Below are 20,974 nucleotides of genomic sequence, written 5' to 3'. Positions count from 1 at the left end.
TGACGCGGGCTGTCTGAATCCCCGCGGTGTCTCGGCGTTTTTCGTCGGAACGCCGCCCGGAGCAAGCTCGCTCCTACAGGGAAGCGCGTTCAATCGCGATCAGGCCGGCCAGCAGGCCGCCTCGCTTTTGCTTTGGCTTTGGCTTTTGATCTTCTTGTCCCCTCGAGAGGCCGAGCGCAGGTTCTGCGCAGTGGGCAACCCGGCATGGATGCCGGGTTAGCCGCGTACGGCCAGGGATGGCCGATCGCGGCGGGCCCACGGAGCAGGACCGGAGCGAGGGAATGCCGAGCCTTGGCGAGGCACCGAACGAAAGGGGCAAGAGCCCTTGGTTACTTGGGGCTTTTCCAAGTAACCCGCTGTAAAAGCGGAACCGTTAGTGGCCGTGACCGCAGAAACGGATATGTACACAGAAAACGTCACTCAACACATAGCCTTCGCGAGCCGGCTCGCTCCCACAAGGTATCAATCTGTCAGCCGAGCGACTTTCAGTTCGCCACCCGAACCCCACCCAAACTCCCGCTCAATTCATACGCCGCCAATTCCGCCTGATGCGCGGCCAGCAATTCCGGCAACGATCCACGCAAATACTCGACCCAGGTCTTGATCTTCGCGTCCAGGTACTGGCGCGACGGGTAGATGGCGTACAGGTTCAGTTCCTGCGAGCGGTATTTGGGCATCACGCGCACCAGCGTTCCGTTGCGCAGGCCTTCTATTGCGGCGTACAGCGGCAGGACGCCAACGCCCATGCCGCTGATGATCGCGGATTTCATCGCGTCGGCGGAGTTCACCAGAAACGGTGAGCTGTTGATGGTGACCATTTCCTGGCCATCGGGGCCGTCGAAGGCCCATTTCTCCAGTGGAATCACCGGGCTGACCAGGCGCAGGCAGGCGTGGTTGAGCAGGTCGCTGGGTTTTTGTGCACAGCCGTTGGCTTTGACGTAGGCCGGCGAGGCGCAAACGATGCTGTAGGTGATGCCCAGGCGCTGGGAGACGAAACCCGAATCCGGCAGTTCGCGGGCGAGGACGATGGACACGTCGTAACCCTCGTCGAGCAGGTCCGGCACGCGGTTGGCCATGGTCAGGTCGAAGGTCACGTCCGGGTGGGTCTTGCGGTAGCGGGCGATGGCGTCGATCACGAAGTGCTGGCCGATGCCGGTCATGGTGTGCACTTTCAGCTGCCCGGCCGGGCGGGCGTGGGCGTCGCTGGCTTCGGCTTCGGCCTCTTCGACGTAGGCCAGGATCTGTTCGCAGCGCAGCAAGTAGCGCTTGCCGGCTTCGGTCAGGGCGATGCGACGGGTTGTTCGATTGAGCAGGCGGGTTTGCAGGTGGGCTTCCAGGTTGGAGACCGCGCGCGAGACGTTGGCCGTGGTGGTGTCCAGTTGTATGGCGGCGGCGGTGAAGCTGCCGGCTTCGGCCACGTAACTGAAGGCGCGCATGTTTTGCAAAGTGTCCATGGGGGGCTCTCGGGTGCGATGGCAAATTGTGACACGAAGTTTCAGGGTCTGAGACCCCAGACTTAAGGATTATCTCGTTTACGGTAACAAAGATTCACAGGAATCCCGGCTTATCGTCCTTCAGGCCGCCCCATAGAATTGCGCTCACCTCAAGTACACCCCACCTCAGGAAATCGCAGCAGTGCCGCGTCGCATCAGCAGAGCGCTTCAGCCGCTCAGTGTTTTGGCTTTAACCCTGGCAATCAGCGGCTGCATCGGAACCGGAGGTATTGCCCCGCAGGACAAGGCGCTGGAGGCCGATTCACTGGCCACCGACGAAGCGATCCAGAACGCCGTGCAAGATGCGCACTGGCCCACCGCGCAATGGTGGCAGGCCTATGGCGACCCGCAACTGAACCGCTGGATCGACCTCGCCCTGCAAGGCAGCCCGAGCCTGGCCATGGCCGCCGCCCGGGTACGTCAGGCCAGGTCCATGGCCGGCGTGGCGCAAGCGGCCGAGTCGCTGCAGGTCAATGGCGAGTCCACCCTCAAGCGTCACAACTGGCCTACCGACCAGTTCTATGGCCCCGGCGAGCTGGCCAACAGCACCACCTGGGACAACAACGCCGCGCTGGGTTTCAGTTATGCCCTCGACCTCTGGGGCCGCGAAAGCAATGCCACCGAGCGCGCCGTGGACATGGCGCACATGACAGCAGCTGAAGCCCGCCAGGCCCAGCTTGAATTGCAGGACAACATCGTCCGGGTCTACATCGAGCTTTCGCTGCATTACGCCCAGCGGGACATCGTCGAAGCGACCCTGAAGCAGCAACAGCAGATCCTTGAGTTGGCGCAGAAGCGTTTGAATGGTGGCATCGGCACGCATTTCGAAGTCAGCCAGGCTGAAACACCGTTGCCGGAAACCCATCGCCAGATCGATGCTCTCGACGAAGAAATCGCCTTGAGCCGCAACCAGCTCGCCGCCCTCGCCGGTAAGGGCCCGGGGGAGGGCGCGCAGTTGCAGCGGCCCACGCTGTCGCTGGGTGCACCACTGAAACTGCCGTCTTCGTTGCCGGCGCAATTGCTCGGGCAGCGCCCGGACGTGGTCGCCAGCCGCTGGCAAGTGGCGGCGCAGGCCCGGGGCATCGATGTCGCGCATGCCGGTTTCTACCCCAACGTCGACCTGGTCGGCAGCCTCGGCTACATGGCCACCGGCGGCGGGGCGCTGGAGTTCTTGACCGGCAAGAAGCTCAACTACAGCGTGGGTCCGGCGATTTCGTTGCCGATCTTCGATGGTGGACGTTTGCGCGCTGAATTGGGCGAAGCCTCGGCCGGGTATGACATCGCCGTGGCCAAGTACAACCAGACCCTGGTCAATGCCCTGAAAAACATCTCTGACCAGTTGATCCGCCGCGAGTCCATGGACAAGCAGCAGGTTTTCGCCGCCGAGTCGGTGGCCACTGCGCAGAAGACCTACGACATCGCCATGATCGCCTACCAGCGTGGCCTGACCGACTACCTCAACGTGCTCAACGCCCAGACCCTGCTGTTCAAGCAGCAGCAAGTGCAGCAGCAGGTTCAGGCGGCGCGCTTGAGCGCCCATGCCGAGCTGGTGACGGCGTTGGGCGGTGGTCTCGGTGCGGGTAATGACGTGCCGAATGCCGAACAGACTCAAGTGCCGAAAACGCCGAGCCTTTTGCGTTGAACACAACATCTGTGGGAGCGAGCCTGCTCGCGAAAGCGGTGTGTCAGACGACATTTATGCTGACTGACACTCCCTCTTCGCGAGCAGGCTCGCTCCCACAGGTTCCGGGTTTTCACTGGAATTTATTGAGCAGGATTTCATGACTTCCTTGCCCGCACCCTTGCGCTGGCTGTATTCCCTGGAATGGCGCCGGGGCTTCTTCGACTGGGCACGCAGCGACGGCGTGACCTGGGTCTACATTTTCAAGGTGCTGTTCGCGGCATTCCTGACGCTGTGGCTGGCCATGCGCCTGGAACTGCCGCAACCGCGTACGGCGATGATCACCGTGTTCATCGTCATGCAGCCGCAAAGCGGTCATGTGTTCGCCAAGAGTTTCTATCGTTTTCTCGGCACCCTGGCCGGCTCGTCGGTGATGGTCGCGTTGATTGCACTGTTTGCGCAGAACACTGAACTGTTCCTCGGTTCGCTGGCGATCTGGGTCGGTATCTGCACGGCCGGCGCCGCCCGCTGCCGCAACTTCCGGGCCTACGGTTTCGTCCTCGCCGGATACACCGCGGCGATGGTCGGCTTGCCCGCGCTGGCCCATCCGGAGGGGGCGTTCATGGCGGCGGTCTGGCGGGTGCTGGAAATCTCGTTGGGCATTCTCTGTTCGACCCTGATCAGTGCCGCCATCCTGCCGCAATCGGCTAGCGCGGCGATGCGCAATGCCTTGTATCAGCGCTTTGGCGTATTCGCCCTGTTTGTCACCGATGGCTTGCGCGGACGCAGTCAGCGTGAGGCATTCGAGGCCGGTAACGTGCGTTTCATCGCCGAAGCCGTGGGCCTGGAAGGCTTGCGCAGCGTCACTGTTTTTGAAGACCCGCACATGCGTCGGCGCAATGGCCGGCTCAGTCGCCTGAACAGCGAGTTCATGGGCATCACCACGCGCTTCAATGCCTTGCACCAGTTGCTCGAACGCTTGCGCAGCAGCGCGGCGGACACCGTGGTGGCGGCAATCAAGCCGGGTCTGCAGGACCTCGCCGAGTTGCTCGACGGCTTCAGCGGTCGTGCCCTGACCAGCGCCGATGCGGCGCGTCTGGTCATGGTGCTGAGCGCCTACAAGGAAGGTTTGCCGGCACGAGTGCGCTGTCTGCGGGCAACGTTCCAGCAGAGCAATCCTGGCGATGCCGAGCAACTGGATTTCCATACCGCGTACGAGTTGCTCTATCGCTTCGTCGACGATCTGCACGGTTACGCGCAGACCCACGCATCCCTGGCCGATCACAGTCACGAGCGGGAGCGCTGGGACGAGCCGTTCACACCGCAAACCAACTGGATGGCAGCGGCAGCATCGGGGATTCGCGCAGCATTCATCCTGGTGGTATTGGGCAGCTATTGGGTGGCAACCGCCTGGCCGAGCGGGGCGACCATGACACTGATCGCCGCCGCGACCGTGGGCTTGTCTGCCGCCACCCCGAACCCGAAACGCATGGCCTTTCAGATGGCGTGCGGAACATTGCTCGGGGCGCTGATCGGCTTCGTCGAGATGTTTTTCATCTTCCCGTGGATCGATGGATTTGCGTTGCTGTGCGTGATGCTCGCACCGGTGATCGTACTGGGCTCGTTCCTGACTTCGCGGCCGCAATACGTCGGCGTCGGCCTGGGCTTGCTGATCTTTTTCAGCACCGGCTCGGTGCCGGACAACCTCACGGTCTACAACCCCTACACCTTCATCAACGACTACATCGCCATGGTCCTTGGCATGCTGGTGTGCGCAGCGGCCGGGGCGATCATTCTGCCGCCCAACAGCCGGTGGTTGTGGCGCCGGCTGGAGCAAGACCTGCGCGCTCAGGTGGTGTACGCCATCAGCGGAAAACTCAAGGGGCTGGCGTCGAGTTTCGAAAGCCGCACCCGCGATCTGGTACATCAGGCCTACGGCTTCGCGGCAGGGCAACCGCAAGTGCAGCGGGGCTTGCTGCGCTGGATGTTCGTGGTGCTGGAAGTCGGCCATGCGATCATCGAGTTGCGCAAGGAGCAGGCGATACTGCCGGTGCATCCGGCCTATGCCGAATCCCAGCCATGGCGCCAGGCGATCCGGGTGATGGGGCGTGCATTGGTGCGGCTGTTCCTGCAACCGAACGGCAGCAACCTCGAACGCGCGCTGATCGCCGTCGATCACGCGATCAGTCGTGTGCAGTCCACCGACGAACCCTTCGCTCCCCACTTCGATACCTCGGCGCTGCGCCGGGTGAAGAGCTACCTGCACTTCATCCGTACCTCTCTGCTCGATCCGCAATCACCGCTCGCTGGCTACATGAATGCCAGTGCCAGCGGCAAGCCACAAGGACTTGAACATGCCTCGTGAAATCGCCTTCCACGGCGTGTACATGCCGACCATGACCCTGATGTTTTTCATTGCGGCGGTACTGGCCTGGGCACTGGACCGCTTCCTCTCCGGGTTTGATCTGTACCGCTTCTTCTGGCACCCGGCGTTACTGCGCCTGAGTCTGTTTACCTGTCTGTTCGGCGCCATGGCGCTGACTGTCTACCGTTGAGAACGTCCTGATGAAAAAGTTTTTCAGCCTGCTCGCGACCCTGTTGGTGCTGGCCCTCGCGCTCTGGATCGGCCGATCCTTGTGGGAGCACTACATGAACACGCCGTGGACCCGTGACGGCCGCGTGCGGGCCGACATCATCAACGTCGCCGCCGACGTCACTGGCGAAGTGGTGGACGTGCCAGTGCGCGACAACCAATTGGTGAAGAAGGGTGATTTGCTGATGCAGATCGACCCCGAGCACTACCGTCTCGCGGTGAAACAGGCGCAAAGCCTGGTGGCATCGCGCAAGGCGACCTGGGAGATGCGCAAGGTCAATGCCCATCGTCGCGCCGATATGGACAACCTGGTGATCTCCCGGGAAAACCGCGACGACGCCAGTAATCTCGCCGACTCGGCCCTGGCCGATTACCAGCAGGCCCAGGCGCAACTGGAAGCCGCCGAGCTCAATCTCAAACGCACTGAAGTGCGCGCAGCGGTGGACGGCTACGTAACCAACCTCAACGTGCATCGCGGCGACTACGCACGCATCGGCGAAGCGAAAATGGCCGTGGTCGACATGAACTCGTTCTGGGTCTACGGCTTCTTCGAAGAAACCAAGCTGCCCCACGTGCGCGTGGGTGATAAAGCCGACATGCAACTGATGAGCGGTGAAGTACTCAAGGGCCACGTGGAAAGCATCTCGCGCGGCATCTACGACCGCGACAACCCGGAGAGCCGTGAGTTGATTGCTGACGTGAATCCGACGTTTAACTGGGTGCGGTTGGCGCAGCGTGTTCCTGTGCGAATTCACATCGATGAAGTGCCGGAGGGGGCGCTGTTGGCGGCGGGGATTACGTGTACGGTGGTGGTGAAGCAAGGCAATGGTGCTTAACCCATTCCCCTGTAGGAGCGAGCCTGCTCGCGAAAAACCTGAGAGCGACGCGTGCTTTCTGAATGCCTGCGTTATCGTTGACGTCCATCGCGAGCAGGCTCGCTCCTACAGTTGATCAGCAAAACGTCTCCTGCAAATGCCGCCAAAGGATCTTGCCATCCACCTGCTCGAACACCACGGTCGAGCGACGATCCGAGTGCAGTCCGGTCGCATCGGTCTGTTGCTCGCGGTAACTCACGGTCGCGCCAGTATCGTGCAGGGCGATGCCACGCAGTTCGCTGAGTTCGATGCGGAACCCAAGTTTCTTGCCGCCCGCCAACGTGAACAATTCGTTCAGCGCGTCAAAATCCAGCACCCGACCGAGCGGCGAGACCATGGAAAACTGCGGTGAAAAACGGGTCAGCAGGTGGTCTAGCCCGGACGGATCCTGCTCCTCAGCCAGCCATTTTTCGATGGCCACGTGGGCCTGGATCACTTCGTCAAAGTATTCGGTGAAGTCGGTCATGTTGTTCCCTGAAATTCTGTGGTGTCTGTTCTGATGCCATCGCGGGCAAGCCCGCGAAGAACGATGACTCGGTCTCAGAGCTGCCCACGCAACCCGAACCGCCTCATCAGCCCGGATTCGAGCAAACCCTTGGGCAGCAAACTTGCCATCAGCGGCAACGCGCGACTGCCATTGCCGAGACGAAGCAACCGCGGCGGTTTGGCCTGCTGCACAGCCTTGAGCAATCCGGCAGCAAACTCACTGGCCGGAGTCGGCTTGTCCTGGGAAGCCCTGGCCCGGGCGCGTATGCCTTCGCGCAGCGGAAACCACGGCGATTGTTCACTGATCAGTTGCTCGGCTTCATGCCCGGCATTTTTGGCAAAACTGGAAGCGATGGCCCCCGGCTGGACTTCCATGACCCGCACGCCGAACGGCGCCAGTTCCATGCGCAAGGCATCGCTCAAGGCATGCACGGCGGCCTTCGAGGCGCAGTAGGCGCCGGCAAAGGGCGTGACCAGTACGCCGGACACGCTACCGATATTCACCACCAGCCCCTTGGCCCGACGCAGCACAGGGAACAAGGCGCGGGTGACACCGACGATGGCGAACACATTGGTTTCGAACTGGCGCTGCATGGCTGGCACGCCACCATCGAGCAGCGGCCCCATGGCGCCATATCCTGCGTTGTTGATCAGCACATCGAGGCCACCGGTTTGTTGGTTGATTCGCTCGCTCAAGGCTTCGAGCGCCGCGGCATCGTTGACATCCAGTTGTACGGCTGTGAAACCGGCGGCGGTGAGTGCCGCGACATCTTCGGCCTTGCGGGCACTGGCCCAGACTTCATAGCCGGCGGCCTTGAACGCATCGGCAAGGGCACGGCCAATGCCGCTGGAACAACCGGTAATCAACGCAACGGGCATGGCGCATTCCTTGTGCAAAAAATGGGGAAGGATCAGTCGGAAAAACTACCGTGCAATCGCTCGGCGCGAAACTCCAGGCTTTCCGGACGGTAGCCGGGGCGCAATGGCGGCAGCGGCAAGCAGTCTTCCCAGTTGCCACCGGCCTGCAATTCGCCAGGGCCACGATAACGCGGGGCAGTATATTGATTGTCGGCCAGGTTCACCGTGTCGCCCGGTGCATAAGCCGCGACCCGCCAGCGCAGTTCCGTCAGCGGCACGTCATTGCCGTTGTTCAGGGTCAATTGCAATGGGCGGTCGGCGGGGCATTGCTGCGGCGCGTAACTGATGCGCAATTCCAGGCGTTGCAGTTGCTTGAGTTCGCGGTGGTCCATCCAGATGACCCAGGTAGCGACAATGCCCAGCCCCACGGCGGCGGCCATGGAAACAGGCAAGGCCTTGGCCGGATAGCGCAGCAACAGGACCAGCCAGGTGATGACCAGCAGGACGCCGATGAACATGGGGGCGCAGACCTCGGTGATGGAGAAGACCATCGTACCTAGCGGAGGTTAGTGGTGGGAGAGATTTTTGTGGTGAATCTAATGGCCCCATCGCGAGCAGGCCGGGGCAACACAAATTTCAGGCAAAAAAAGCCCCCGGTCCAGCCCGCTGCGGATAGGGAACGCAGCGGGTGGATCGGGGGCTTAAGGTTTACAGATGTTTACTGCGCGATGGTCTTCACCGAAACCCCACGCTCGACCGGCGTCGACCGCCCGTAGATATCTTCAAACCGCTCGATATCGTCCTCACCCAGATAACTCCCCGACTGCACCTCGATGATCTCCAGCGGAATCTTCCCGGGGTTACGCAAACGATGCACCGAAGCAATCGGAATGTAGGTCGACTGGTTCTCGGTCAGCAGGAACACGTTCTCGTCGCAGGTCACCTCGGCGGTGCCGCTCACGACGATCCAGTGTTCGGCGCGGTGGTGGTGCATCTGCAGTGACAGGCACGCGCCCGGCTTGACCGAGATGTGCTTGACCTGGAAGCGGCCGCCCATGTCTACCGAGTCGTAGGAGCCCCACGGACGGTAGACCTCGCAGTGGTTCTGGGTTTCACTGCGGCCCTGTTCGTTGAGGGTGTTGACCATCTGTTTCACGCCTTGGACCTTGTCCTTGTGGGCGATCATCATGGCGTCCTTGGTTTCGACCACGACGATGTTTTCCAGGCCGATCACCGACACCAGTTTGCCGTTGCCGTGGATCATGCAGTTGCGGCTGTCCTGGATCACCACGTCGCCTTTGCTGACGTTGCCGTTGGCGTCTTTTTCATTGACTTCCCACAGCGACGACCAGCAGCCGACATCGCTCCAGCCGGCGGTCAGCGGCACGACGCAGGCGCGTCGGGTTTTTTCCATTACAGAGTAGTCGATGGAATTGTCCGGGCAGCAGGCGAAGGTGGCTTCGTCGAGGGTGATGGTATCGGCATCCTGCTTGCTGCGTTCCAGGGTCAGCAGGCAGGTGTCGTAGATGTCCGGATCGTGCTTTTTCAGCTCTTCCAGGAAGCGGCTGGCGCGGAACAGGAACATGCCGCTGTTCCAGAAGTAACCACCGGACTGGACGAACTCGGTGGCGCGCTTCACGTCGGGTTTTTCGACGAAGTGCGAGACGCGGCTGACGCCTTCAGGCAGCAGCGAGTCGTTGGTCGATTTGATGTAGCCATAACCGGTTTCCGGCTTGGTGGCCGGCACACCGAACAGCACCATTTCGCCGTTTTCGGCAGCGACGGTGGCCAGGGCCAGGGCGCGTTGCAGGGCTTTCTGGTCTTCCAGCACGTGGTCGGCCGGCAGCACCAGCATCAGCTCGTCGCGACCTTCGTTGACCAGCATCATCGCGGTCAGGGCCACGGCCGGCGCGGTGTTGCGACCGAACGGCTCCATCAGGATGCGCTGGGTTTCCAGTTTGCGCGCGGCCAACTGCTCGTTGACGATGAAACGGTGGTCTTTGTTGCAGACCACGATAGGTGTGTCCATGCCTTCGAACACCAGGCGTTCCAGGGTTTGCTGGAAGAGGGTGTGTTCGCCGGTCAGGGCCAGGAACTGCTTGGGGAATTGCTTACGGGAAAGCGGCCAAAGACGTGAGCCACTACCACCTGACAAGATCACCGGAATCATGTTGTTACTCCTTGAATATCGATTGGTTAGAGCTACCGCGTTTGTGTCGTTTCACTCTTGTTTTTGTTCCGTGTCCGATCTGACGCCTCGGTCCCTTGTAGGCGCGAGCTTGCTCCGGGCGGCGTTCCGACGATGTACGTCAACGAAAACGCGGGCTGTCTGGATAGACGCGTTGCCTTTGCGTTTTTCGCGAGCAAGCTCGCTCCTACAGGGGGACATGGGTCAGCCCGGAAAATTGATCAGCGCGTCGAGACCGGGCGTTTCACCCAGACCGGCGACAGGCTGCTGCCGTTGCCGGTGACGTACAGCACGGCGGCTTCGCCGCGTTCCAGGGCGACCGGTTTCACGTCGCCGACTTTGGTCGCGCCGTCATAGAGCGCCAGGCTGACTTTCACCGGGTTGATTTCACGTTCGCCACGGCCCTTTGCAGCCACGTTCGGGACCACGTCGGTCTTGCCGTCGGCGGTTTTCAGGGTCAGTGTCTTGTCGCTGAGGTTCTGTACGCGTACCAGGGATTTCTGCTTGTTCTTGAACGGCGGCTCCTCGATCAGTTGCGGTGCGCCGCTGGCGTTGTTGACCAGGGTGTAATAGTGGTCGCCGGCCAGTTTCACCGGCAGGGTCTGGCTACCGATCTTGGCGCTGTAGTCACCGCCTGGCATGAAGCTGAAGTCACTGCTGGACAGTGGTGCGACATCACTCAGGTTGGTGCTGCCGACGGTGGCGCTGACTTCGGCGTTGCTGGCGTTGTAGATGCGCACGAAGGTCGAGCCTTTCGGTGCGGTCGGGCCGTAGAGTGCTGCGTCGCCACCGGCGAAGGCCTGTATCGACAGCACGCTGAGGCCGGCAACCAGGGCAAAGCTTTTAGCGAGACGACGAGGAGTTGTAGTGAAAGTCATGGTGTACCTCTCTTTCAGTTTTGCGCCCGGTCGGGCGTCTCGGATTTGTTGTTGATGGCTACGTTTTGTTGGCGCGCACCGGCTTGTTTAAGCTCTGCGACCCACTGCGGGTCGGCGTCGCCGATTTCGTTGTTCACGGGCAGATATCGTTCAGGAAACTCCCAGATCAGCACCTGTGGCGGGCTGTTCTTGAAGGCATCGCTTTTGAGGTAGCTGAGCATCGGCAGAATCGGGCCGTGGCCGTCTTCGGCGTAATTGACTACGTCGCTGTGCAGGGCTTGCTTGAGCGCGCCGACGAAGTTCCAGTTGGGGTTGGCGCTGTAGCTGGTGCCGATCAGGGCCACCGGCACTTCGGTGTTGGCGAACAGGGCATCGTCACCGGCCGGCTGGTCATCCGCTGCTACGGTGTTGCGTTTTTGCAGCGACTCTTGCGCCGGCATCAGGTTTTCGAACAGCGGGTCGAGCGGCAGGAACAGACGCAGGTCGCCCTTGTGGGTGATTTTCTCCGCAGGTTCGGTGACGAAGCGCTGTGGCTCGCCGCTCAGCGGGTACTTGTCGGCGATGGTTTGGGCCAGACGGTTGGCAGCAATCTCGGCGCCTTCCGGGGTCCAGTGGGTGTCGGTGCGCAGGAACACTTGCTGGCCATTCTGCTTGGCCTGTTGCAGCGGGCCGAGCAGGTCAGGGGCGGGAATCCGGTCGGCGGCCAGGCGCTGGTGGAAGTCCTTGTAGAGGTTGGCGTGGATGCTCGCCGGCTTCACCTCACCGAGGTGTTCCGGGTACAGGCGCACCTTGGCTGGCACCACGGCCATCACCAGTTGCACGCCTTTTTCCTTCAACGTCTGGCGCACGCCTTCAACCAGCGCGTAGTTGCCTTGCAGGTTCAGTTCTTCGTTGACTACCGGGTGGAATTCTTCATCGCTGTACAACCACTGGTCGCGACCGAGCACCACGCCCGGACGACCTTCGTTGAAAAGTTTGAAATCCAGTGCGGCCCAAAGATTGGTGCCCAGGCGCTTGATCGGGAACTCGTCGTCGTAGTGCGTTTCCACGGCTTTGGACCAGCGACCGTTGAGCACCGTCGCATCGGCGTTGGTGCTGAAGCCGAAGAAGCTGCGCACCGACCACAGACCGAGCACCAGCAGGGTCACCAGGAACAGCGCGATGTAGAAGATACGTAATGAGCGGGTCATGGTCAGATCCCTCAGAACTGGAAGTAAAGGAACGGCGAGAAGCTTTGCGCCGAGAGTTTGAGAATCGAGGCGATGAACAACAGCAGCACCAGCGCACGCATCACGTAGCGCGACCAGTCAGCGGTCCAGTAGGCCGGTTGCACCTGGGCTTCGACGCCGACGGTGTAGCCAGGCTGATGGATGCTCGCCGGGTTATCCCCAGGCACGGCCTTGATCGTTCCCGCTGTAGCGGCGGCCGGGCCGTCGGCGTCGACGTTCACGGCAGGCTTGGTCTTGACCGGTGGCTGATGGGTGTAGAAGTCGCGCAGGCCGAAGAACGCCAAAGTCACGTAAGCCACGATCAGTGTTGCCACTTGCAGGCCGGTGAGGCTGGCCTGGTTGAGTTCCGACAGCGACCAGTCACTGAAGCTGAACATCGCGCCGTACATGCGTCCGGCGACGTGCAGGTTTTCTGCGCGGAAGATCACCCAGCCCATCACTACCAGCAGGAAGGTCAGCGCCCAGCGGATCGGGTTGAAACTGCGCGGCGAGGTGTTCAGGCCGATGGCTTTTTCAATCGCCAGCCAGGTACCGTGCCAGGCGCCCCAGACGATGTAAGTGATGTTCGCGCCGTGCCACAGACCACCGAGCAGCATGGTCAGGAACAGGTTGCGATAGGTCATCAGCGTGCCTTTGCGGTTACCGCCCAGCGTGATGTACAGGTAGTCACGCAGCCAGGTCGACAGGCTGATGTGCCAGCGCCGCCAGAACTCGGTGATCGACTGGCTGACATACGGCTGCTTGAAGTTTTCCATGAAGCGGAAACCCATCATCAGGCCCAGGCCGATGGCCATGTCGCTGTAACCGGAGAAGTCGAAATACAACTGCGCGGTGTACGCCAGGGCGCCGAGCCAGGCATCACCCGTGGTCGGGTTTTGCAGGGCGAAGCAGTGGTCAGCCACGACGGCCAGGGTGTCGGCGATGAAGACTTTCTTGATGAAACCCTGCATGAACCGTGTGCAGCCCTCGGAGAACTTGTCGAGGGTGTGGGTGCGGTTGTTGAACTGGTCGGCCAGATCACGGAAACGCAACACAGGACCGGCAATCAGGTGCGGGAAGATCGCCACGAACGCCGCGAAGTCGATCAGATTGCGGGTCGCCGGGGTGTCGCCACGGTAGACGTCGATGATGTAGCTGATGGACTCGAAGATGTAGAACGAGATCCCGATCGGCAGCAGCACGTGGGTCAGGATGAAGGGCGAAAGACCCACCGACGTCATCATTGCGTTGATGCTGTCGACGCCGAAGTTGGCGTACTTGAAGTAGCCGAGGATGCACAGGTCGACGGCCACGCCGAGCAGCAGCCAACGCTGCGCCGGTTTGGTCCTGACCCCGGCGGCACCGACTTTCAGGCCGATCCAGTAGTTCCACAGCGTGACGCCGGCGAACAGCGCGAGGAAGTCCACACGCCACCAGGCGTAGAACACGTAGCTGGCAATCAGCAGCAGCAAATTGCGATAGCGTTGCCCGCTCAGGTAGTACAGGCCGAGAAAGATCGGCAAGAACAAAAACAGGAACACGTTGGACGAGAAAACCATCCCGATCTCTCCTTGTTTGAACCTACAGTCAAGGGCCAACGGCCCCCCCAAACCCCCCAAGGAAATCTGGAGGGCAAACATCACGTCACTGTGGGAGCGAGCAGGCTCGCTCCCACAGGGGATTGCATCTGTTCTATGAACCCTTGTTGCCTTTTTCATTGGCCGGGTCGTAGACCTTGGTCAGGTCACCGCCGAGGCGGAAGGTCTTGAACGGCTGCATCTGGTGTTTCTTCGCCAGCACTTCGGGCGAGCAGGTGTAGAGCGAGCAGAACGGTTCGAGCCAGGCGAATTTCATGTCCTCTTTCAGGTCGGTCATGTCCTGTTCCTTGCCATTCTTCTGCTCGAATTGGTCTGGGTCTTTCACCCCGGACAGCACCCGGTCACCCAGGCGTTTGAGCGCGCCATTGTTTTCCTGGCGCAGATCCACGCCGTTGACCTGGGCGAAACTGGCGATCATCGCCAGCGGCGGCAGGGCATAGTTGTGGTAAGCCAGGGCCCGCTGCTGACGCTTGAGTTCGTTGGGCAGGTAACCGTCGGCGTCGATCTGGTTGGCGCCGACCTTGTATTCCTTCACCGCCCAGTCGAACAGATCGCGACGGTTGGTGGCGACGGAGGTGGCCATCACCGACCACGCCGCCCAGTACGAGTGGTTGTTGGTCATGTCGAGCGGCAGGTTGTCCCAATCGCTGACCACCTGATCAGCCATCCTGCTGAACCAGGCTTCGATCAACTGCGCTTGTTGTTGATGGGTGGCCAGCGGGTGGGAGTCGGAAAACTTCAGGCGGATATACGCTGAAGCCATACTGCCCAATGCCCATTTGCGCATCGACTTGCCGGTATGGTTGAAGTCCTTGGACATCAGCGCGTCGGCCTTGGCCCAGGCGGTCAGCCAGTCGAGTGTGCATTCCAGCTGTTCCGGGCGACCGTCACGCATGAACTGCATTACGCGCTTGCTGGTGCCGCGCTCGATCTTGGTGATGTCGGCCGTGCTCTCGCGGAAGGCTTTTTCCGACTGCACGTTCAGGGTCGCGCGGGCCTTGTCCGAACCTTCGTACTTGCTGCGAAATTGCAACGAGCCGGTGTATGGCGTCGGCATCGCATCGCAGCCTTCGCTTTTGTCGCCCGTCTTGAATTTATCCACAGGCGCAAAATAGCCCTGGGGTGGTCGCAGTGGCGCAGCCGCTTGCGTGGCCCCGGCGAACATCGCCAGGCTCAGGAGCGTCGGTGCCAACAGTGTTGAAATTGTCGGATAGCGCATAGCAGACCTCATTGCCCGACCGAAGCAGTACGCTGCTCGGCGCCCGGGAATACGTTGCGTTTGCAGATTTTCGCTTCGACTTTCTGAGGCGCGGCACCGGCTTCGGGGCCCTGGACTTCAACGGCCAGCAGGTTCTGCGAGGCCCAGTCTTCATCCGTGCGTAACTCGAAAGCGAAACGCCCGTCAGTTTCGGAGGTTTCCGGTTTGTCGATCTTGATGTCCTCGTGGCGACCGTTCATGTACCAGAGGGTGGCTTGCAGGGTTTTCACCGAGGTGTCGGCGAAGCGGATGTCGACCTGGTGGCTGCTGTTGCGCAGGTCCATGTTTTTGCTGTTGACCATCAACTCGTTTTTGCCCGGCTTGAGCGTGGCGCTGCCGGACATCTGTGCATCCTTGCCTTCGCAACCGTTGTCCAGCAGCGCCATCATCTGGCGGTAGATGGTTTCCTGGTCGAGGCGGTACAGCGGTGAGAATTCCCAGATGAGAATCTTCGGCGGGTTCTTCTGGAACTCGTCGCTGCCCAGGTACTGCAGCATCGAACCTTCCAGGCCGCCGCCGGGGAACGCCACGTTGAGAATGTCGGCACCGATGGCTTCTTCGAGGAACCCGGCGAAGTTGTAGTTCTTGCCGCTGTGGGAGGTGCCCACGAGGGTGATTTGCGGGTTGCCGGAGTCGCCGAACAGATCGCCATCACCCGCTTCGCCCTTCGGCTCGGTGGTGAACTGATCCATGTACTGGATCGCGTAGCTGGTGCCACAGAGTTGACCGGCCATGTTGTGCAGGGTTCCGGTCTTGCCCATGCGACCCGACTTGTGGGTCTCGAATTCGCGCTTGGGAATGTCGGCGAATTCAGGCAACTGCTTGACCTTCTCGGCGACGATCTTCGCCGTGCGCTGGGCACCGTACGGCGTCCAGTGCTGGTCGCCACGGAAGTAGAAGTCGTGGGCGGGCAGGGTGTCGGGCAACGACTCGTTGGTCAGCGGCGAAAGGTCCGGGACGACATAGCCCATCTGTGCGAAACGACCGAGCATGGTCTTGTAGTTCTGCAGTGCCTTGTCGAAGTCGAAGCTGGCTTTCTCCGCCGGGTTGAGCTTGTTGCGGTTCACCAGGCCACGGGTCGGCTGGTACACGATGACCAGTTCCACGCCTTTACTCTTGAACGCATCGTGCAGTTGTTTCATGCGTTTGTAGCCGGCAGGCGTGGTGTCGAATTCGGTGCGCAGGTCTTCCTGGGTGCGGAACAGCCAGTCGCCCTGGGCCTGTACCAGCGTGGTGAAGTTCTGCTGATAACGGGTGGTGTAGTTCTTCGCATCGTGGGCGGCCGGGCACAGGCTGCAGCACGGTTCTGCGGTGAAGACAGGCGCTTTGACCTCATCGGCACGCGCACCGCTGCTGGCGGCGAGAATGCCGGCGGTCAGGGCCGACAGGCTGAGTAATTTGATCAAGTGTGGGTGCATAAGATTATCCTCAGTCCCGCATTTCGGTCTGGCGTTCGACAGGGTCGATCAGCACGGCTTTCTGCTGGCGCACCAGCAGGTCGAGAATTTCATCCTGGCGCTCGCCAAGGATGCCGGTGAAGCTGATGCCGCTGGATTTGGCCGGTGCGAGCATCGACACGCGATACAGCTCGACACTCAGTGGCGAGTCGATGGACAGCGGCCCGCTGCCGTTGGCCGCCAGCTCACCGCCGACCACGATCAGCGACACCTGGGCGTCGAACGGGTCGAGCTTGATGTCACGGTCGGTGTTGCTCAGGTCTTTGATGTGGCCGTAGACGCCGGTCAGGCCGTTGGCCATGGCGACGTTTTCGTAGAGGCGAATGTTCACGCTGTTACGAATGCGGATGCCGTGGCGCTTGTTGCTCAGCACACGGTTGCCCCACAGCAGGTTGTCGGCACTCTCGTAGAGGGTGATGCCGTCGGTGTGGTTCTGGTAGATCTCGTTGTGGGCGATCAGGTTGTTCACGCTGTTACGGTCGATCACCAGGCCCGACAGCTTGTTGTCGTAGCTGCGGTTGTTGAAGATGAAGCTGTCGTTGACCTCACGGGAAATAATGATCCCGTGCTTCTTCTTGGTCCCGAACACCGTGTTGTCAGCGATGATCAGGCCGTGGGAACGGTCGTGCGGGTCGATGCCGTAGACGATGTTGTCTTTGTAGGTGTTGCCCTTGACCACGAAGTCGCGGGTTTCATAGCAGTAGAAGCCGTACCACATGTCCGAGAATTCGGAGCCGACGATCCAGCCGGTCGGTTCAGGACGCTTGAGCACCTTGGCCATGTTCGGCGTGTACTGGGAAATACTTACGCCATAGGACTTACTGTTGGCGTAGCCGAAACTGGCGATCTTGCTGTTGGCGATGTAAGTCTCGGTGCCGCCCCAGGCCAGCAGGAACGGACGGAATTCCTTCGGCGAGTTGAACGTCGCCGGGCCGTTGTCCTTCTCGCGCCAGCCGGTGATTTTGGTGTCGCGCACGAACAACTGACCGTCGTTGACCAGGAACGAACCGGCCTCCTGGGACAGGCGCAGTTCCTGGGTCTGCTTGTCGATTTCCAGGATGCCGTGGCGACCGACCACGATCGGCAACTTCGCCAGATAAACTCCAGGCGCGGTTTCGATGACGTATTTGGGTTGCTTCTTCGCCAGGTCCTTGAGGTTCATGTAGCCGTCGTCGACGAAGATCGCCTGTGGGATGCCATGCTGACGCACCACCCACTCGGCCATCTTGTTGTCGCCGCCGATGAAGTCCTTCAGGGCGTCTTCCTGCATCATCCGGCGCACGCTGATCTTGCCGGCCTTGCTGCGCACGATTTTCGCGGCGATGGCCTCGGCGTTGTAGCCGGAAACGTCCGGCAGTTTCGGCTTGGCCAGTTCCAGCGGCGCGGTCGGCGCGCTGCTGACGGTGTAGGTCTTGGCCTGTTGCAGTTCCTTGGCGATGGTGGCCGCGTGTGCCGGTTTGGCCGGCTCTACATTGGCGAAGGCGGCCGAGCTTGCCAGCAGCATCGCGCCGGCCAACAAGGTGAGCGAACCTCGCTTCGAATTGTTCATGTCGGGCACTCCCTTCGCGGTTTGCATCAGAAGCGCCAGATCACGTCGATGAATGCGCGGTGCATGTACGAATCGACTTCCTTGCCGTAGGCATCGCCCGGCTTGAACACACCGCCACGGAAGCGCACCAGGGCCGAAGGCTCATCGATGGACTGGCTCAGCGCCGCCGGCAACAGGCCTTGCTTGAAGTACTTGGTGACCACCAGGTCCATCTCCTGACCGAGGTCTTTTTCGCCATCGTTCAGCGGCAGCGAAGTGCTGGAGAGGATTGCGCCAGTCACGTCGTCGGTGTTGTTTTCGACGGCGTTGATGCCATTGCTGCCGACCGGCTTGTTGCCGTCGACGCGCCAGAACTTGTGGTAGATCAGGCTGGCGTCGTATTCGTCGTTGAGCATCCACGAACCGAACAGGGTGGCGGTCTGCATGTTGTTCATTTCGCCACGGAAGGCTTCGCCGAAACGGTGTACCCGCGAGCGGGTGCCGGTGTAGTTCGAGCGATTGCTTTCCAGGCCGTTCTGTTGGTACTCGGCGCTGGCGCGGGCATAGGCGGCACCGACTTGCCATTGCGGGTCGAGGCGCAAACGCACGCCGACGTCGGTGGCCCAACCGTTAAGATCATCACCGTGCTTGGCTTCGGTCGGGCGTGTGCCATCGGCATTCAGCGGGTTGACCGTGTCGGTGTCGCCGCGCATGCCAGTGATGCTGCCCCAGTAGTTGACCGTGTTGGTGTTGCGCCAGTTGTAGGCATCACTGTCGGCGGTCAGGCCGATCCAGCTGATGTCGCCGTTCTGTTTTTTGTCCAGCGAATCGGCCGGTACACCTGGCTCCGGGAAGTCGAGCTTGCCGTTGTCATGGGTGTGATGACCGCGAATGCCCACCCAGTTGCCGGGTGTCCACTGATACGCGGCATCGGCGTAGGCGTGCAGGCGATCCTTGTCTTTCGGTGCCAGTTCCTTGAGGTCGGTGCGGTACTCGCTGAAGCGTTCGGCGATACCGACGTTGGCGCGCAGCAGGGTGGTATCGAAAGTCCAGTTCAAGGCTTCGATGTTGGTGTCGCGCCATTGGCCGTCGTCATTGCGCAGGCGTTGGCGACCGAGCTTGAGGATCTCGCCGGGGTAGGGCGTGAAGCCGCTGTAGCCGACCCAGAATTCGCGCATCGCCAGGTAGTTTTTCTTGGTCTCGCGATCACTGTTGTTAGTGCTCTGGGCACCATCGGACTGTTGCAGGGTGTCGGTCTCGATGATGTCGGTGGACGTCACCGCCTGACCCATGGCGTAGGCGCTCCATGCGCCGCTTTCGCCGTAGACCCAAGGGCGCAGGTCGAGGCCGACGCCATTGACGTCGCCACCGGGGGCGGTGCCGAGGTCGCGGTCGTCTTCGGACTGACCGGTGATTTTCACTTCGAGGCCAAAGTTCTTGGTTTCAGTGATCGCAGCAAGCGTCGGGCAGGACCAGATCAGCGCGAATGTCAGGCCAATGCCGGCCTTCATGAATGGATTGAGCTTCATAGGGATTCCTCGCCGTCTTCGTCTTGCAGGGCTTTCAGTTCCGGCGTGTTCGGGCTCAGGGCACCGCGCACGGCCTGTTCTTGTTTCAACAGGCGTTGGGCCTCGGCCAGCCGGTCAGGCGGCAGTTGCGTTTGGATTGTTTGCGCAAGCTCGGTGGCTTGCGCAGTGTTCTGGGTCAGGGCCAGTTGGCTGAAGACATAGGCGTTGAGCGGATCAGGCTTGGTGCCCTTGCCTTGGGAAAACAGTTGGGCGATGGCGAAGTCGGCGCTGTTCTGGCCGTTGCGCGCAGCGGTCAACAGATGGTCGAGCGCTTTCTGCGGATAGACCTTGCCCAGGTAGCCACGGCGATAGATCTGGCCGAGGTAGTAATCGGCGGCGACTTCGCGGCCGACGGCTTTCTGGAAGTGCGCTTCGGCGACCTTGGCGTCAGCCGGCACCAGTTTGCCTTCGTAGTAGAGCTTGCCCAGCAACAGCTCGGCGCGGGGCTGGTCGGCGGCGCGGCCGTTGTCCAGGTACTTCATCATCTGGTCGACGTCGCCCAGTTCGGGGAAGTCGTAGAGCAGTTGCGCGAGGGATACCCACGAGGCCGGGTAGCCTGGTGCGATCGGTTCGAGCAGCGACTGTGCGGTTTTCTCGTCGGTCTTGCCCAGGGACGAGTCAGCGAGCACGCGAGCAACGCTGTCGACGCGCTGCGCCGAAACGGTGCCGCGAGCGTGAGCCGCTTGCAGCTGTTTGATCAGTTCGGCCTGTTGCTCAGGCTTGGCCTGTTTCTGATAGACCGTGGCCAGCTCGACGTAGCAGATGTCATTGGTGTTGAGCGCGGCCTTGCAGATTTTTTCCACATCATCCAGATGCTGGTCATAGGTGCCCTGGGTGCGATAGAGCAGTACTTGCGCCAGACCGGCTTCCGGTTTGTTCTCGGCACGCCATTGGCTGATTTGCTGCTGTGCATTCACGTTGGGAAAGCTATGTGGGTATTGCAGGTACAGCATTGCCAGCGGGATCAGCGTGTTGCCTTCGCCCGCAGCGGCGGCTTTTTTCAACAGGGTTTCGGCTTCGTGCTGCTCGGCCTCGGTGGAGCCGGGCTTGGCCACCAGCAGACGACCGAGGCGTGCCTGGGCGCGCGGCGAAACGCTGGCCGCGGCGCGGTAAGTCGCCTCAGCCTGTTTCATCTGCGCCGGGTCACGGCTGTCGACCTGGATGTCGGCCAGACCGACCTGGGCTTCGCTGTAGCCCAGGTCCGCCAGTTGCCGGTAATTCTGCGCCGCGGTGACGGTATCACCGCGTTTGAGCGCTTCGTTGGCCAGGCGCTGGTCGGGGAGGCCGGCGCAACCGGCCAGGGCAATAGCCATGGCCAGGGTCAGTGGGACCGGCAGGATTCTGAGTGGACTAGTCACGGGCATT

At 61.2% G+C, this 20,974-nt stretch carries 17 protein-coding genes; 4 read left to right on the top strand and 13 right to left on the bottom strand.

Annotation, left to right across the window (positions count from 1 at the left end):
* Positions 1–485: 485 nt before the first annotated feature.
* Positions 486–1,454 (bottom strand): LysR family transcriptional regulator, encoded by a 969-nt coding sequence (locus CAF65_RS08570; RefSeq protein ID WP_057395863.1) that lies wholly within the window; start codon positions 1,452–1,454, stop codon positions 486–488.
* Between the two features lie 181 nt (positions 1,455–1,635).
* Between CAF65_RS08570 and CAF65_RS08565 the strand changes: the two genes are divergently transcribed.
* The 4 genes from CAF65_RS08565 (at position 1,636) to CAF65_RS08550 (ending at position 6,543) form a co-directional block, all read left to right on the top strand.
* Positions 1,636–3,135 (top strand): efflux transporter outer membrane subunit, encoded by a 1,500-nt coding sequence (locus CAF65_RS08565; RefSeq protein WP_085715901.1) that lies wholly within the window; start codon positions 1,636–1,638, stop codon positions 3,133–3,135.
* 139 nt (positions 3,136–3,274) lie between these two features.
* Positions 3,275–5,479, top strand: coding sequence for an FUSC family protein (locus CAF65_RS08560; protein WP_085715900.1), 2,205 nt, complete (start codon positions 3,275–3,277; stop codon positions 5,477–5,479).
* A complete protein-coding gene (locus CAF65_RS08555) occupies positions 5,469–5,669 on the top strand; it encodes a DUF1656 domain-containing protein (protein WP_085715899.1) in 201 nt (66 codons plus the stop codon). Before CAF65_RS08560 ends, CAF65_RS08555 begins: the two co-directional genes overlap by 11 nt.
* Before the next feature lie 10 nt (positions 5,670–5,679).
* Positions 5,680–6,543: an HlyD family secretion protein gene (locus tag CAF65_RS08550; RefSeq protein WP_085715898.1), complete on the top strand. Its 864-nt coding sequence runs from the start codon at positions 5,680–5,682 to the stop codon at positions 6,541–6,543.
* 115 nt (positions 6,544–6,658) lie between these two features.
* Here CAF65_RS08550 and CAF65_RS08545 read toward each other — a convergent pair whose 3' ends face one another.
* From CAF65_RS08545 to algK, 12 genes are all read right to left on the bottom strand, one after another.
* Entirely contained in the window at positions 6,659–7,048 is a 390-nt protein-coding gene (locus tag CAF65_RS08545; RefSeq protein ID WP_085715897.1) for a DUF4440 domain-containing protein, read from the bottom strand.
* Between the two features lie 74 nt (positions 7,049–7,122).
* The gene (locus CAF65_RS08540; RefSeq protein ID WP_085715896.1) at positions 7,123–7,947 is read right to left on the bottom strand and encodes an SDR family oxidoreductase; all 825 of its coding nucleotides are present in this window, start codon (positions 7,945–7,947) and stop codon (positions 7,123–7,125) included.
* 32 nt (positions 7,948–7,979) lie between these two features.
* The gene (locus CAF65_RS08535; protein WP_085715895.1) at positions 7,980–8,444 is read right to left on the bottom strand and encodes a multidrug transporter; all 465 of its coding nucleotides are present in this window, start codon (positions 8,442–8,444) and stop codon (positions 7,980–7,982) included.
* A gap of 200 nt (positions 8,445–8,644) precedes the next feature.
* A complete protein-coding gene (locus tag CAF65_RS08530; RefSeq protein ID WP_085715894.1) occupies positions 8,645–10,096 on the bottom strand; it encodes a mannose-1-phosphate guanylyltransferase/mannose-6-phosphate isomerase in 1,452 nt (483 codons plus the stop codon).
* Between the two features lie 239 nt (positions 10,097–10,335).
* Positions 10,336–10,992: an alginate O-acetyltransferase AlgF gene (locus CAF65_RS08525; protein WP_085715893.1), complete on the bottom strand. Its 657-nt coding sequence runs from the start codon at positions 10,990–10,992 to the stop codon at positions 10,336–10,338.
* A 14-nt stretch (positions 10,993–11,006) separates the two neighbouring features.
* A complete protein-coding gene (locus tag CAF65_RS08520; RefSeq protein WP_085715892.1) occupies positions 11,007–12,182 on the bottom strand; it encodes an alginate O-acetyltransferase in 1,176 nt (391 codons plus the stop codon).
* 11 nt (positions 12,183–12,193) lie between these two features.
* Positions 12,194–13,759: an MBOAT family protein gene (locus CAF65_RS08515; RefSeq protein WP_085715891.1), complete on the bottom strand. Its 1,566-nt coding sequence runs from the start codon at positions 13,757–13,759 to the stop codon at positions 12,194–12,196.
* 133 nt (positions 13,760–13,892) lie between these two features.
* On the bottom strand, positions 13,893–15,017 hold the full coding sequence (locus tag CAF65_RS08510) for a mannuronate-specific alginate lyase (RefSeq protein ID WP_085715890.1): 1,125 nt from the start codon (positions 15,015–15,017) through the stop codon (positions 13,893–13,895).
* A gap of 8 nt (positions 15,018–15,025) precedes the next feature.
* Positions 15,026–16,474: an alginate O-acetyltransferase gene (locus CAF65_RS08505; protein WP_085715889.1), complete on the bottom strand. Its 1,449-nt coding sequence runs from the start codon at positions 16,472–16,474 to the stop codon at positions 15,026–15,028.
* Between the two features lie 10 nt (positions 16,475–16,484).
* Positions 16,485–18,062 carry a mannuronan 5-epimerase AlgG gene (gene algG / locus CAF65_RS08500; RefSeq protein WP_085716013.1) on the bottom strand — a complete coding sequence of 526 codons (1,578 nt, stop codon included), beginning with the start codon at positions 18,060–18,062 and terminating at the stop codon, positions 16,485–16,487.
* A 26-nt stretch (positions 18,063–18,088) separates the two neighbouring features.
* Positions 18,089–19,570: an alginate export family protein gene (locus tag CAF65_RS08495; RefSeq protein WP_085715888.1), complete on the bottom strand. Its 1,482-nt coding sequence runs from the start codon at positions 19,568–19,570 to the stop codon at positions 18,089–18,091.
* Positions 19,567–20,973: an alginate biosynthesis TPR repeat lipoprotein AlgK gene (gene algK / locus CAF65_RS08490; RefSeq protein WP_085715887.1), complete on the bottom strand. Its 1,407-nt coding sequence runs from the start codon at positions 20,971–20,973 to the stop codon at positions 19,567–19,569. Before algK ends, CAF65_RS08495 begins: the two co-directional genes overlap by 4 nt.
* Between the last annotated feature and the right edge of the window lies 1 nt (position 20,974).

Source organism: Pseudomonas sp. B28(2017), from assembly GCF_002113025.1.
GTDB lineage: Bacteria > Pseudomonadota > Gammaproteobacteria > Pseudomonadales > Pseudomonadaceae > Aquipseudomonas.
The sequence above is the reverse complement of the archived record's forward strand: the minus strand, read 5'-3'. Positions and strand labels throughout refer to the sequence as shown.